Annotated in this window: 15 protein-coding genes; 11 read left to right on the top strand and 4 right to left on the bottom strand. The window is 33.1% G+C overall.

Annotated features, from left to right (window positions below):
- Window positions 1-293: 293 nt before the first annotated feature.
- The 5 genes from C8J95_RS04710 (at window position 294) to C8J95_RS18640 (ending at window position 4,304) form a co-directional block, all read left to right on the top strand.
- The gene (locus C8J95_RS04710; RefSeq protein WP_107808962.1) at window positions 294-1,844 is read left to right on the top strand and encodes an aldehyde dehydrogenase family protein; all 1,551 of its coding nucleotides are present in this window, start codon (window positions 294-296) and stop codon (window positions 1,842-1,844) included.
- Window positions 1,845-1,921: 77 nt separating this feature from the next.
- Window positions 1,922-3,244, top strand: a complete 1,323-nt coding sequence (gene lat, locus C8J95_RS04715) for an L-lysine 6-transaminase (RefSeq protein ID WP_107808963.1) — start codon at window positions 1,922-1,924, stop codon at window positions 3,242-3,244.
- 77 nt (window positions 3,245-3,321) lie between these two features.
- A complete protein-coding gene (locus C8J95_RS04720; RefSeq protein WP_107809034.1) occupies window positions 3,322-3,552 on the top strand; it encodes a DUF2007 domain-containing protein in 231 nt (76 codons plus the stop codon).
- 167 nt (window positions 3,553-3,719) lie between these two features.
- Complete coding sequence (locus C8J95_RS04725; RefSeq protein WP_146165460.1) at window positions 3,720-3,926, top strand: hypothetical protein; 207 nt, start codon at window positions 3,720-3,722, stop codon at window positions 3,924-3,926.
- Window positions 3,927-4,130: 204 nt separating this feature from the next.
- Window positions 4,131-4,304 (top strand): hypothetical protein, encoded by a 174-nt coding sequence (locus C8J95_RS18640; protein WP_158267941.1) that lies wholly within the window; start codon window positions 4,131-4,133, stop codon window positions 4,302-4,304.
- Window positions 4,305-5,200: 896 nt separating this feature from the next.
- On the opposite strand, the gene C8J95_RS18645 is transcribed toward C8J95_RS18640, so the two are convergent.
- Window positions 5,201-5,362 (bottom strand): hypothetical protein, encoded by a 162-nt coding sequence (locus tag C8J95_RS18645; RefSeq protein WP_158267942.1) that lies wholly within the window; start codon window positions 5,360-5,362, stop codon window positions 5,201-5,203.
- Between the two features lie 230 nt (window positions 5,363-5,592).
- On the opposite strand from C8J95_RS18645, the gene C8J95_RS04730 reads away from it, so the two are divergent.
- From C8J95_RS04730 to C8J95_RS04745, 4 genes are all read left to right on the top strand, one after another.
- A complete protein-coding gene (locus tag C8J95_RS04730) occupies window positions 5,593-6,186 on the top strand; it encodes a DUF4840 domain-containing protein (RefSeq protein WP_107808965.1) in 594 nt (197 codons plus the stop codon).
- A gap of 113 nt (window positions 6,187-6,299) precedes the next feature.
- Window positions 6,300-6,836, top strand: coding sequence for an RNA polymerase sigma factor (locus tag C8J95_RS04735; protein WP_255412718.1), 537 nt, complete (start codon window positions 6,300-6,302; stop codon window positions 6,834-6,836).
- Complete coding sequence (locus tag C8J95_RS04740; protein ID WP_107808967.1) at window positions 6,833-8,146, top strand: outer membrane beta-barrel protein; 1,314 nt, start codon at window positions 6,833-6,835, stop codon at window positions 8,144-8,146. Before C8J95_RS04735 ends, C8J95_RS04740 begins: the two co-directional genes overlap by 4 nt.
- 170 nt (window positions 8,147-8,316) lie before the next feature.
- Entirely contained in the window at window positions 8,317-8,547 is a 231-nt protein-coding gene (locus C8J95_RS04745; RefSeq protein WP_107808968.1) for a hypothetical protein, read from the top strand.
- Window positions 8,548-8,911: 364 nt separating this feature from the next.
- Here the strand turns inward: C8J95_RS04745 and C8J95_RS18650 are convergent, their stop codons facing one another.
- The 3 genes from C8J95_RS18650 to C8J95_RS04755 form a co-directional block, all read right to left on the bottom strand.
- Window positions 8,912-9,058: a hypothetical protein gene (locus C8J95_RS18650; protein ID WP_158267943.1), complete on the bottom strand. Its 147-nt coding sequence runs from the start codon at window positions 9,056-9,058 to the stop codon at window positions 8,912-8,914.
- A 78-nt stretch (window positions 9,059-9,136) separates the two neighbouring features.
- Window positions 9,137-9,949: a helix-turn-helix domain-containing protein gene (locus C8J95_RS04750; RefSeq protein WP_107808969.1), complete on the bottom strand. Its 813-nt coding sequence runs from the start codon at window positions 9,947-9,949 to the stop codon at window positions 9,137-9,139.
- Window positions 9,950-10,229: 280 nt separating this feature from the next.
- Window positions 10,230-10,418, bottom strand: coding sequence for a hypothetical protein (locus C8J95_RS04755; RefSeq protein WP_107808970.1), 189 nt, complete (start codon window positions 10,416-10,418; stop codon window positions 10,230-10,232).
- An 874-nt stretch (window positions 10,419-11,292) separates the two neighbouring features.
- Between C8J95_RS04755 and C8J95_RS04760 the strand changes: the two genes are divergently transcribed.
- Both C8J95_RS04760 and C8J95_RS04765 read left to right on the top strand, forming a co-directional pair.
- Complete coding sequence (locus tag C8J95_RS04760; RefSeq protein ID WP_107808971.1) at window positions 11,293-11,898, top strand: DUF4375 domain-containing protein; 606 nt, start codon at window positions 11,293-11,295, stop codon at window positions 11,896-11,898.
- 247 nt (window positions 11,899-12,145) lie between these two features.
- Window positions 12,146-13,630, top strand: a complete 1,485-nt coding sequence (locus C8J95_RS04765; protein WP_255412719.1) for a carboxylesterase/lipase family protein — start codon at window positions 12,146-12,148, stop codon at window positions 13,628-13,630.
- The last annotated feature ends 59 nt before the right edge of the window (window positions 13,631-13,689 follow it).

A 13,689-nucleotide genomic window follows, 5' to 3' on the forward strand; every position in this document is an offset into this window, starting at 1 on the left:
CAACCAACAAAATGGCTTTATATGGGGGATAAATGGCTGAAATCAGGGATGTTTTAGGAAAGAGATTTTAGAGAATAAATGAATCAAAGTCTAAAAAAATTTAATTTCTGAAATTAAACTGTAAAACCTTTGTTGTAATATATTAGGGACAAAGAACAAAATTATAATATCAACCATTTTATGTTGTAATTCTTCTGGCAAAGATGTTAAATTTAGTATAATAATCGGTAAACGACTGTTAGGAATCGCCAAAAATAGTTATATTAGTGAACGAACACTGAATTATAATTAAAATGGCAAAAACCAATCAAAGCTTTAAAATCGAAAAATCTCTTCAGCATCTTGGAATCTCTAAAGACAATAAAGGTGCTTCTTCCGGGACCAAATTTTTTGCAACCGGAAAATCTATTGACTCTTATTCGCCAGTAGATGGTAAACTAATCGCTAGCGTAAAAACAGCTTCTGGAAAAGACTATGAGAAGATTATCAAACTTGCACAGCAGGCTTCTTCTGAGTTCAGGTTAATGCCTGCACCCAAAAGAGGAGAAATCATCAGACAATTCGGATTAAAACTGAGAGAATATAAAGAAGATCTTGGGAAGCTTGTTTCTTATGAAATGGGAAAATCTCTTCAGGAAGGCTGGGGCGAGGTACAGGAAATGATTGACATCTGCGATTTTGCAGTCGGATTATCCCGCCAATTACATGGATTCACCATGCATTCTGAACGTTCACAACACAGAATGTACGAACAATACCATCCGCTTGGAATAGTAGGGATTATATCAGCTTTTAATTTTCCGGTAGCAGTATGGAGCTGGAATGCAGCATTGGCTCTTATATGTGGTAATGCTATTATATGGAAGCCTTCAGAAAAAACACCACTTTGCGCTGTCGCTTGTCAGAATATTATGGCCGAGGTTCTGAAAGAGAATAAGCTGCCGGAAGGCATTTCTAATCTTGTAATCAGCGATCATGTAATAGGGCAGAAGATGGTGGAAAGTAAAGATGTTCAGCTGATATCATTTACTGGTTCTACTGCAGTAGGAAGAGAGGTTGCTTCTAAAGTTGCCGGACGTTTTGGTAAATCTATATTGGAATTAGGCGGTAACAACGCCATTATCATCACTGAAAATGCAGATTTGGAAATGTCCATTATCGGTGCTGTATTTGGAGCTGTAGGAACAGCCGGACAAAGATGTACTTCTACAAGACGATTGATTATCCACGAAAGCGTATATGATAAAGTTAAGACCAAGCTGGTAAAAGCTTATGGCCAACTGAAAATAGGAAATCCATTAGATGTAGAAAATCATGTAGGTCCGTTAATCGATGATCATGCAGTAAAACAATACGAAAATTCCATTGCTAAGTGCAAAAAAGAAGGTGGGAAATTTATTGTTGAAGGCGGTCTTCTAAAAGGGAAAGAATATGCTTCAGGTTGTTATGTAAAGCCATGTATTGCAGAAGTAAAGAACGCATACGAAATTGTACAGCATGAAACTTTTGCACCTATTCTTTATATTATGAAATATAAGACGCTTGAAGAAGCTATTGCTATGCAAAATGATGTTCCGCAGGGACTTTCTTCAGCAATTATGACTCAAAACCTGAGAGAAGCAGAGCTATTCCTTTCTCACGCAGGATCTGATTGCGGAATTGCAAATGTGAATATCGGGACATCCGGAGCTGAGATTGGTGGAGCATTCGGTGGAGAAAAAGAAACCGGTGGCGGAAGAGAATCCGGATCGGACGCATGGAAGTATTACATGAGAAGACAAACCAATACGATTAATTATGGTAAAGATTTACCATTAGCCCAGGGAATTAAATTTAATATTTAACCCTAAAGTATTACAATCACAACATTACAGATAAAACTAAATATGTAATTAATTAACGAAAAAATAACCCAAATCAAATGAACAATATTGTAGATAATAATCAGGTAAAAGAAACTTTAGGCAGACACATTCTTGCAGACGGACTGGATATGGTAATGGATTTCGAAAAGTCACACGGTTCTGTAATTGTAGATAATCTTTCAGGTAAAGAATATCTGGATATGTTTTCTATGTTTGCTTCGGCAGCTGTAGGCTACAACCATCCATATATTTTAAAGCATCAGGACTGGCTGGGGAAGCATGCTACTTATAAGCCTACACTTAGTGACGTATACCTTCAGGAATATGCTGATTTTTTGGAAGTATTTGAAAGAGTCGTTATACCAGAAGAATTACAATATTGTTTCTTTGTAGAAGGTGGTGCATTAGCAGTAGAAAATGCACTTAAAACAGCTTTTGACTGGAAGACAAGAAAGAACTGGCTGCAGGGAAGTAAAACCGAAGCTTCAATGGTCATTCATTTTCAACAGGCATTTCATGGACGTTCCGGATATACATTGTCTTTAACCAATACAGCTGACCCTAGAAAGCATCAATATTTTCCGAAATTTGACTGGCCAAGAATCATCAATCCGAAATTAACTTTTCCGGTCACAGAAGAAAATTTGGCTTATACGATTGAACAGGAAGGAAAAGCTTTATTACATATACAGGAAGCTATTCTGGCCAATCCTTATAAGGTTGCCTGCATTATTATAGAACCTATTCAGGCTGAAGGGGGGGATAATCATTTCCGTCCGGAATTTTTCCAGGAATTAAGACGTATCTGTGATGAAAATGAAATTTTGTTAATTTTTGACGAGGTGCAAACCGGAATCGGAATTACAGGAAAGATGTTTATGTTCCAGCATATAGGTGTTGTTCCGGATATTGTTAGTTTTGGTAAGAAGACTCAGGTTTGTGGTATTCTGGCTAGTAAAGAAAAGTTGGATGAAGTAGAGCATCATGTATTCAAAGAATCTTCAAGAATCAATTCCACATTTGGTGGGAACTTTGTCGATATGCTTCGCCTGAAGCTAATGCTGGAAATCATTGAAAATGAAAATTTATTAGAGAATGTACAACAGCAGGGACTTTTTCTTATAGAGGGTCTTATTCAGTTGCAAAACCGTTATCCGGATTACCTTTCGAATGCAAGAGGAGTAGGGATTATGTGTGCAATAGATTTTCCTTCAAAAGAACTAAGAAATAAAGTTCAACAACAGTTATTTGCAGAAGAAGATATTCTGATTTTGCCATGTGGAGAAAAGTCAATACGTTTCCGTCCACATCTTAATGTTCAACAAGCAGATTTGAATAAAGTATTATCTGCTATAAATTCTATTATTTCAAAAATTTAATATTATTTTTTTTGTAAATCATTTGCATTTTTGAAATGATTTCACTAATTTTAAACCGATTTAATAATGAAATTGATATGGATATGAATACAAAGGTGTCGGTTTTTGAAGGAGACAAACCACAAGAAGTACAGTTAATAAAATCTAAACTGGAAGAAGCAGGTATAGAAGCAGAAATTGATAATTCATATATGTCATTTCTCTCTACACCAACTGCAACAAACCTAAAAGTAAAAGTGTATCTGAAAGACGAGAAAAAGGCCTTCGATGTTATAGATGGCTATTTAAAAGAATATAATAACAATTAAAACCCCTTATTCATAATTTTAAATTTTACTTTTTTGAGGCCTCTGGAATTTTTTCCAGAGGTTTTTTTATTGTATATATTTAATTTTATCACGTAAAAGTGAAATAATTGTTTTTTATTAGAATTGAATTACTTAAATTTATCCTAACCAAATAAATATATATGTATATGAAAAATTTAAAAAAGCTTTCAAGAGAAAGCCTAAAAGAAATTAGTGGTGGATATAGAATGTGTCCCGAAGATGGAAATTGTGGTGATGGATTTTGTTGTGGACCAGGAGGCTGCAGAAGTATCGCCGGAGCGGGACCTGACACCTATTTATGTAGCCCTCCAACAAGTGGCCCAAAAATAGAGCCTTTTCCAATTGAATGGTAGTACTCTAGAGTGAAATACAGTTATAATTTGTTATAAAGAAACAGCAACTACTACAGGAAAGTGAGTTGCTGTTTCATTTATGTTATAAATATTTTCATATAAGCATTTAAAAGCCATTATATAGAATCACAAAAAAGTGAAATATTTATTTTTTATTCAATTTCTATTATTTAACTTTATCCTAACCAAATAAATATTAAGAATATGAAAAATTTAAAAAAAGTTTCAAGAGAGAATTTAAGAACAATTAATGGCGGGTATAGAATGTGCCCTGAAGATGGTAACTGCGGAGATGGCTTTTGCTGTGCACCAGGGGGCTGTAGAAGTATAGCCGGAGCAGGACCTAAAACATATTTATGTTATGCTCCAATGTATTAGTTGGGTACATAAAAGTTTATTTTAGTTATAATTTGTTATAGAAAGCAGCAACTACTTCAAGCAAGTAAGTTGCTTTTTTTATTACTACCGTGGTGTATAAGGATTTAAATATTAAGTGATTTTAACGAAAAGTCCCGATTGCTCGGGACCCACCAAATCACATTTATTATATTATGAAAAATATAACTCTGTACTAAAGTTACGATATTTATTTACACATAATAATATTTTATTAAATTATTTTCACTGTAAATATCTATAATTACAGATTAAATTTAAGTTTCTGTTAATGAAAGTAATTAGCCAACTCATACTATGGATTCATATTGTGGTGTATATAATAAGGCTACGGAATAATTAAGATAGTTAAAGAAGGTGATAAGCTATACACTATTTTTCCAGCATTCCTATTTGCTTTAGAGCATGCATAATATGATTATTTCAGATTAAAGTTTACAGAAGAATTCCCAGAGCAAATAAATCCTGATCTTAATTTTAGCTTTAGATTAAATAACAAAGGAGAGATTTCTGAATTAGAAATGAATATCCAGCAGGGAATAGTTTTCAAAAAAATAAAATAGTAACCTATTGAATAGAAAAGTGCTTTATAATAAATACAAAGCACTTCAAAGGTTGGTGTTTTAATTCTGTGTATGTTAATAAAGCAAATCCGGAATAAGATATAAATAGGAAATATTAATTTTAAATACTTCTGCCGGAAGCTGTATTTGCCTGAATATTGATTCAGATTATTTTGCAAATATATAAATAAATCACATAAATGTGAAATTAGTTTTCCCAAAAACGATATTATTAATGATTTAAGTAGTAGAAGAGTGTCTCCATTAAATAGTGTTTCAAAAATAAAAGCCCTCAATCAAGAGGGCTCAATTATTTTATCCGTTTGGACAACATATTGGATATGGATCCGTTCCTCTTGGTAGGCATATGCTGGTAGGGCCATTACCATCATTGCATACTGGGCAGAACATTCTGATACATCCGGTGCCACTACCACCGTTGATTTGTTTCAGTTCAGTCTTTGTAATTTTTCTCATAATACTAATATTTATTTGGTTAGATATAAAGATAATCATAATTCTATTAATTGTGATATATTTTTAATAAAAATTAAATTCTAACGTTTTCAGGTACTTATCTTTATTGCGTAAACATTTATTAATGGTTTGGAAATATTTTTATTAAATGTCAGGCAAGGATTTAAAATTGTTGTATTTATATAAATGAGTACTCAAAGTAGAAATTTTTTAACCAACAATTAATTCAAATGAAAAAGTTCATAAATCTGAAAGCTTTTTTACAGCTTGTCATTTTATTAAGTATTCCTTTTATTCTTTCAAATTGCAGAAGCGATAATGATAAAAGGGCAATCCCTATTCCCGGAGATCCAAAGGTTGAAGATGTTAATGGTAATTATGCCGGAAAACTAGGAATATCACAAGGTACTACTAAGAGTGAAATTAATGTGTCCTTTACAGCTCAAAAAAATATTGTTTCTTTTACCGAATTTCCGATGAAAGAGATTATTAGCTCAATAATTTCTGATCCTACTAAAGCCAATCAGGCCTTAGCTTCAATTGGTAAAGTTAAATATGAAGTTAGTTATACGGCAGTTTTGAGTAAATCAAAAAAGGAAGTAGAGCTTACCTTCTCACCTAAAGATCTTACTTTCCAGGTTCCAATTGATGGGGTAAATAAAAAAGTAACAGTTACATTTGCCCAGATCAAACAAGGAATATTTATTAAGACTAAAACACAAAATCTTAATCTGGAATTAGGTGCCACTAAAATAACTGTTGAAGGAACTGCAGTTATTCCTTTTAATCAGATCGTATATAATTTTGCAATGTTGAAGAAATAAAATAAAAAAGACTTGTTCGGGTGTACTTATACTAGTGTATGTACACCCTTTTTACTCATTTAAATTTGAGAATACTATAGATGCCCCAAGAAGATAACCCAGAAATAAGGCTGGTGAAACGATTAGTTATAAAAGAGCAAATAGCATGGAAGGAATTGTATAATTCTTATTCAAGGGAGCTTACATCTGTATGCAGGAGATACCTGAAAGGGCAGGATGATATACACGATGTATTGCAAAATGGCTTTATAAAAATGTTTCACAATATAGATTCTTTTAAGTATATGGGACCAGGCTCTCTGAAAGCCTGGATAATGCGCATAATTATTAATGAGGTTTTACAATACATAAGAAAATTTTCAAAGATGGAATTTTCAACAGCTGACGAAGAGCTTACAATCTTAGAGAATGATGAAGAACCAGAGCTAACTGATTTTTCTATGGAAGATTTGCTCACAATGATAAGGTCATTACCTGATGGCTACAGAATTGTTTTTAATCTGTATGTATTTGAAAGTAAATCACACAAGGAAATTGCAGAATTACTTTCAATAAGTGAAGGATCATCGGCTTCTCAGTTACATAAAGCAAAAAGAAAGCTTGTACATCAAATTAATGCATGCAAACAATTAAAAGATAAAGGGCTATGAAAGACAAATGGTTAATAGACCTGAAGAATAAAATTGAAGGTCATGAAGGCAATCCGCCAGAAGGATTATGGGAGAGTATTGAAAAAGAGCTCTTTCCGGATAATACAAATGATTATCATAAGCATAAGGTAAGATTAAAGTTAAGCTATATAATAAATACAATAGGTATTGCAGCAACCATTGCACTAGTGATTTCGCTAATATTTTTTTATGAGGAAAAAGAGACCACGGATAATAAAACTTTTGAAAAGCATATAAGTAATAAATCTGTAGAGCCCGATTTATTAGTACAACCTGTAAATGAAGGAATAAAGAAAAATATGCAGGATATTAATTATAAAGTAGATAATAAAGATACTCCACACATTATTGACAATAAAGTAATAAATAATCAGGTTATAATAAGTTTAAAAAAACAAAGTGAAGGTATAAAATCAACTTACAATAACGATCATCAGTTTAATGAAGTTAAGAAAGATGGTATAAATAAATCAGAAGAATTAGTTCTGACTTCTATCATGAAAAATAAGAACGAGATTACTTCATCAGTATCCGGGCAGCTTTCGGGAGGAGATTTTGTTCGGATTGAGAATGATGATCTAAAAAGCAGACCTATTCTCGATAGTAAATGGACATTAAATTTTACTTCCCGGCAAACTGCATCTAATTCTTCAACTCAAAAAGGATATACTCTGATGAATGGGCCGCTTGAGACTTTACCAAATGATGGAGTAGAGGCTTCCGGAAGTCCGGTATCCGAGATACTATCTGAGAACATGAATCAGGATGTTAATACTAATATAAAGCACAGGCTTCCAATAAGAATTGGATTGTCAGTTTCTTATCAGCTAAATGACAAATGGTCTGTTACAACCGGGCTTACATATACAAAACTTACTTCAGATCTTCTATCCGGAACTGATGCTAATCTGATTAAAAGTGAGCAGATTATAAAATACATCGGAGTTCCCGTACAGGTTAATTATAATATTTGGCAGAAAGGAAACTTAGCTGCTTATGCGGGTGCTGGTGTACAAATAGAGAAATCAATTTCCGGGCTCATGAATACCAATTATATTGTTCATCATCAGACAAAAGAAAGTACATCATCAAAAATTAGAATAAATTCGCTGCAAACCTCATTGAATATTGGGGTAGGCATGCAGTACAAAGTTTATAAAAACTTCGGTCTTTACTTAGAACCTGGTTTGCGTTATTATTTTAATGATGGTAGTGATGCTAAGACTCTGTATAAAGATAGACCGCTAAATATGAATCTGGAATTTGGCGTGAGATATTTTATTCGATAACTAAATTTAAACAAGTAAATGATATATGGAATATCTATCATAAATTGTGTTTAATGGAGTAAAAAAAAATTTTGAAAGGATTATTTTGAATAGCAACAATAATAATTGTTATTAAATATAAATCATATAATATGAATTAGTATTTTTATGTCCGATCAAAATTTATAAATATGAATATTAAACTACTAATTTTTTCAATTTTTGTATTAAGCGCTAATGTTGCTTGTACAACAGATAGAGATCAGGATTCACTAAATGCTGATGCTTCTGCTTCAATTAAAAATCTTTCTAATAAGATTAAGATAAAAAAGACACAATCTAATAAAACAGCGGAGAAAAAAATAACTCTAGCAGAGCCTGCTGAAACAATAGACCCAACAAAATCTGACAGACCGAAATAAAAAATATAAGCCCTATTCCTAGGGCTTACTTTTTATTATCCAAATGGGCAACATACGTCGTAGGAATTAGCTCCTATTGGAATGCATGCATAATAGGGTCCATCGTTATTATTACATTGTGGGCAAAATGCCATATAACAAGCTTGACCGCCAGTGATTTTTCTTAAATCAGATTTCAGAATTTTTTTCATGATAATATTTATTTGGTTAGATTGTAAATATATGAAAATCTCCATAAAGTGATTTAAGTTTGTGTATATAATTTAGATATACCATTTATGATAAAAAATGATTAAAAATTAAAAGATCTGTGGAAACATATAATGATAGAAAATAAAAAACCCCTCAATAAAGAGGGGGGGATTTAACCGGGGCAATTAACCCATTTCCTTCCGTTCATGCAAACACCTAAACAAGAAACATAAACATATCTAGGTGGGCACACTATTTCAGTTTCACCACCATTAACTTTTTTTAAATCTTCTCTTTTTAGTTTTTTTAACTTTTTCATGTTTTTAATATTTGATTATACAGGTTCAAAAATAAACATGGCAATAATTAAAAAATTGTAAAAATGGAACATCAGAAATTAAGGCTTCAAATGCCAGAATGTATCTTCTTCCCCCAAAATAGTTCCTCTTGCAAAAAAAGATTTTGGAGAATTTGCAGTTAGATTTTTATATGTTTTGTTGAAATGAGATTGATCATTGAAATTAAATTCATAGGCCAATTGGGTGAAACTTTCTTTAGACTTTTCAAAAAGTTTTTTATTTATGGTTTGCCTGAAAAGTACTATTTCGTGAAGCTTTTTTACGGAAATACCTAAATGTTGCTGAAAAAGCCTATTTAAATGTTGTCTGCTGATTTGGAGCTCATTTGATAATTCTGCAACTGAAAATTCTTCATAATAGCGGAATATATATTCTATGGATTTTTCAATAATTATGTTTTCAAATTTCTCAAATCTGTTCTCTAAAAAGCTGTCCAATGAATTGGTAAGTGTATCCGTTGCACATAGTGAGAAAATTTTTCTAAGTTCAGTTTGGGTGAAAAATTCATAATCTGTGATAAACCCTGAAAAATCTAAATTCTTATAAAATTGCTGGACTCCAAGAGGGTGAAAGATAATGACGATTCTCTCAATTTTTCCTAGTTGTTTTACATTCAGAACTGTCGTTCGAATTGGTGTGAAAATCTGAAATGGTACCGCTGCTTGATCAAAAACCATTTCTCCATCCCTTAATCGGATATGGGATTTATAAAGCGATATAGTATTGTTAAAATGAGGAAAACATTGAAATTCATTGACTTCATTGTTAGGTTTGACATCCAGGTAATAATAGTCAACATACTTTTTGACAATGGGATTTACCGGCTTGAATGTTTCAAATATTTCCTTCATCTTTTATTGGCAATATTTTCTAAAATAGGTTATATTCTATCAATAGTTAAAAATACAAAAAATGCAATATCATGGACATTGATTTTTACTTGTCCTGTCTTGAAATAGCTTAATGCAAAGTTATTTTGGAATAGGATAATTTTCATAGGTTCAAGATGGTCAATTTTGCAGGATTCTAGAAGCCACCGAAGCAGCAATTAAAAGGCTGTTGAAATTTACAATGAGAGGGAAATAAAAAAGGAGATAGAAATCCTATCTCCTTAATTAATTAAATAAATGACTAACAAGAAGCTAAACACTCTCTAGCCCCAGCTTCATCTGCTGTAACAAATTTTACGAATCCGAAAGGTCCAGTTCCACAATTACAAGCAACATAAGTATCTCTTGGAATTTGATACCCTCCATTAATGGCTTTCAACTGACTTCTGTTTAGTGCGCTATTAGCATTTAATTTCTTGAACTTTTTCATTATTTGAAATTTGTTGGTTAAGTTGTAAATATAGGTAATTTCACAATGCTGTGATTTAACATAAAAAAATAATTAAAATTAGATAATATATCTACTGTATAAATACAAAAAGCTTTCATATAAGCTATTTATGCAGCCAAAATAAAATAGTTAAATATATAGCGATTGGAAATAAAAAGGAGATAGAAACCCTATCTCCTAAATTTTAAATTAACATGGAACAGCCCATGCACCAGCAACACATCGAGGTTGAGCTGGTGTAACACAGGCGCTGCAGCCATGACTGTTACAACACATGTAGCCTTGACCTCCGCCTTCGCCAGTTCCTGCATCAGTGAGTTTAATTAGTCCTCCAATCATGTTTTTTAGTTCTTTTCTAGCTAGTTTTTCATAATAATATCTATTTATTTAGTAAGTAAAACTAACATTAGATTTTTTTGTTTTGATATCATAAATTGATTTTCGTTTGTGTTTATTAAATATTTGCTAAAGATTTTATATTGAGTTTCCTTGAACACTACCCAACATTGAAAAGTCAGATGGCAGATATTCTAAACGAAAAGTTTCAGTAAGTGATTGCCCCTTTTCATTTTTTACAAAAATTGACACATTGTGTACCCCGGCTTCCTTTCCAGCAGCAAACATAAGTACATCTACCTTTTCTTCAAAAGAAAGTAGTTATAATAAAGTTTCAACAAAGCCTGAGGCGAAACAGAAATAAGATCTCACTCAAAAAAATTATTTCGGAATAAAAAGATAATTATAAGTTTTATTAGAGGTCAACTAACGTAACGGACTTTAAAGCATGTTTCGTTAGCTGACCTCTATACGGATAGGATTATTGTATATATTTGCTTACTAAAAAGTTTTACAGATGATAAAATCAATGAGACGAGGAATTATTACCAATGGAATTTTAACAATAATTTTAAGTTTGTTTGGTTGTTCTGAAGGGACAAAACAAAATAATAGCAATCAGTCAATCTACACGCCATTAACCGAACAAATTATTGACACGACTTCAGATGACATTTTATTAGAAATCATTTTTGCAAATCTATCTGATAAGCTACAATCAGGAGCTTACAATAAGCTATATGAAACGGTCACATCTTGGAACAAATCAAGACAAGCTATTTATATGACATGCCAATTAGAAGCAGAAGTAAATAATGGTGGTTATGATCAATTTTATTTCAATAATAGCGGACTATTTTATAAAGACCTACCAGGGGCTTTGAGATTAATTGGTGCAACCAAATATGCTGATTTAACTGAGCGTGCTAACGATACTTTTGAAAAAGAAAAATCAAAAATAGATGAAGATCCGGATGGTATAACAGAAGGTTTTAATAAATACTTAGAGAACCTCCCGTTATATAAATTTGACAAAGAATTCTACAAACTTAACAAGAATAAAAACCTGCAGCAGATTCAGGTTAACTACATCAGAAAAAACAAGAAGGAGTTTATAGACTAATTCTTATCCCCAAACTTCTGTGAATAATACTAAATCAGTTTTTTTATTAAAAGCTATATCCGCTGATGCATATTCTTTTACTCAAGAGATAATCAGTATAGAATCCTTTGGTCAAAAAACGCTTTAAATTAAAGAAATAGAAAAAGCTGACCTTATTTTTTTAGTCTGCATTAATTTAACACAGGACTTGCCATTAATTTTGTGCATTACACAACAATTACTAACTTACAGTTCAAGTTTTTATATTATGATGGAAAAATTACACACAGTTAGTACCCAATATGGTGATGTTAGTGGTATTAAAACAAAGAATGGCATTCTAACATTCAAAGGGATTCCTTATGCCGCTCCACCAATTGGTGCAAATCGATTTCAGCCACCTCTTCCCCCTACACCCTGGACCGGTGTAAAGAATGCAACAGAATATGGGCCAACTCCGCCGCAAATAACTCCAAAATCCGGGCCTTTTGCAGGGTTATTACCCAATGTTGTGATTCCAGGAGACGACTATCTGAACCTTAATATTTGGACTTCAAATACCACGGAAAAAAAGCCTGTTATGGTTTTTATTTATGGGGGAGCCTTTCTTCTTGGATCAGGTGCTGTTTCAGGTTATGATGGCAGTAATTTTGCACGGGATGGGGTTGTTTTGGTTACCATAAACTATAGGCTTGGTATTGATGGTTTTTTATGGTTTGGTGATGGAGTACCTAATCTTGGTATACTTGATCAGATTGCTGCACTAAAATGGGTTCGGGATAATATTGCCAATTTTGGTGGTGACCCGGATAATGTTACCATTTTTGGTGAATCTGCTGGTGGAATGAGCGTCTGCACATTACTTGCTATGAAAGAAGCACAGGGTTTGTTTCGGCGTGCAATTGCCGAATCGGGAGCAGGGCAATCGGTAATTAGCGCTTCATCTGCAAAGCTCATTGGTACCAGGCTTGCCGAAATACTTGGTGTTGAGCCAACACGCGAGGCAATCGGAAAGGTTAGTATTGAAAAGCTTTTTGCTGCGCAGGATCAATTGGGATCCGAAATAATGGCAAAACCTTTAAAGGAATTGTGGGGTGAAGCTGCGTTCAATTTAATGCCCTTTGAGCCAGTAATTGATGGTGATTTATTAACAGCAACCCCTTTGGAGTGTATTGCCAACGGTTCTGGGAGAGATGTAGAGATACTTATTGGCACCAATAGTCAGGAATTTAGGTTATTCCTTGTTCCTGAGGGTATTCTTTCAAAAATTACAGATTCCGCTTTGGATACTTTAGCTTCTGGTTATGGACTGTCCACTGAGGCTATTCAAACCTACCGGAAAAACCGTCTAGATAATTCTCCCGGTGATGTATTATGCGATATTATTACAGATTGGTTTTACCGCATTCCAGCATTAAGGGTTGCAGAAAAACACGGCAATACACATGTGTATGAATTTTCATGGGGTTCTCCCGCCTATAATAATTTACTTGGTGCCTGTCATGGGGTCGAGCTGGCCTTTGTATTTGACAATCTTACCAATGTCGGTTTTGCAGAAATGATAGGCAACCAACCTCCACAACAATTGGCAACAACTGTTCATAAAGCATGGGTAGATTTTGCCACTCATGGTAATCCTGGCTGGGATACTTATGATATCGACAACCGCATATCTATGCGTTTTGATTTTGTTTCACAGATTACTATTGACGATAGGGCTGATGAACGTTCTGCATGGGATGGGATCAGGTAATGCTTAAATGCTGAACGAATTTTTTTTTGAGCTTTTAAGAAATGAAAGAGTTTATAACT

Origin of the sequence: Elizabethkingia sp. YR214 (assembly GCF_003058195.1) — a bacterium.
Taxonomy (GTDB): Bacteria; Bacteroidota; Bacteroidia; order Flavobacteriales; family Weeksellaceae; genus Elizabethkingia.

Excerpts from the sequence above, each read along its gene's own strand:
- C8J95_RS04710 (WP_107808962.1), top strand. The coding sequence starts at position 294 with ATGGCAAAAACCAATCAAAGCTTTAAAATCGAAAAATCTCTTCAGCAT.
- lat (WP_107808963.1), top strand. The coding sequence starts at position 1,922 with ATGAACAATATTGTAGATAATAATCAGGTAAAAGAAACTTTAGGCAGA.
- C8J95_RS04720 (WP_107809034.1), top strand. The coding sequence starts at position 3,322 with ATGGATATGAATACAAAGGTGTCGGTTTTTGAAGGAGACAAACCACAA.
- C8J95_RS04725 (WP_146165460.1), top strand. The coding sequence starts at position 3,720 with ATGAAAAATTTAAAAAAGCTTTCAAGAGAAAGCCTAAAAGAAATTAGT.
- C8J95_RS18640 (WP_158267941.1), top strand. The coding sequence starts at position 4,131 with ATGAAAAATTTAAAAAAAGTTTCAAGAGAGAATTTAAGAACAATTAAT.
- C8J95_RS18645 (WP_158267942.1), bottom strand. The coding sequence starts at position 5,362 with ATGAGAAAAATTACAAAGACTGAACTGAAACAAATCAACGGTGGTAGT.
- C8J95_RS04730 (WP_107808965.1), top strand. The coding sequence starts at position 5,593 with ATGAAAAAGTTCATAAATCTGAAAGCTTTTTTACAGCTTGTCATTTTA.
- C8J95_RS04740 (WP_107808967.1), top strand. The coding sequence starts at position 6,833 with ATGAAAGACAAATGGTTAATAGACCTGAAGAATAAAATTGAAGGTCAT.
- C8J95_RS04745 (WP_107808968.1), top strand. The coding sequence starts at position 8,317 with ATGAATATTAAACTACTAATTTTTTCAATTTTTGTATTAAGCGCTAAT.
- C8J95_RS18650 (WP_158267943.1), bottom strand. The coding sequence starts at position 9,058 with ATGAAAAAGTTAAAAAAACTAAAAAGAGAAGATTTAAAAAAAGTTAAT.
- C8J95_RS04750 (WP_107808969.1), bottom strand. The coding sequence starts at position 9,949 with ATGAAGGAAATATTTGAAACATTCAAGCCGGTAAATCCCATTGTCAAA.
- C8J95_RS04755 (WP_107808970.1), bottom strand. The coding sequence starts at position 10,418 with ATGAAAAAGTTCAAGAAATTAAATGCTAATAGCGCACTAAACAGAAGT.
- C8J95_RS04760 (WP_107808971.1), top strand. The coding sequence starts at position 11,293 with ATGATAAAATCAATGAGACGAGGAATTATTACCAATGGAATTTTAACA.
- C8J95_RS04765 (WP_255412719.1), top strand. The coding sequence starts at position 12,146 with ATGATGGAAAAATTACACACAGTTAGTACCCAATATGGTGATGTTAGT.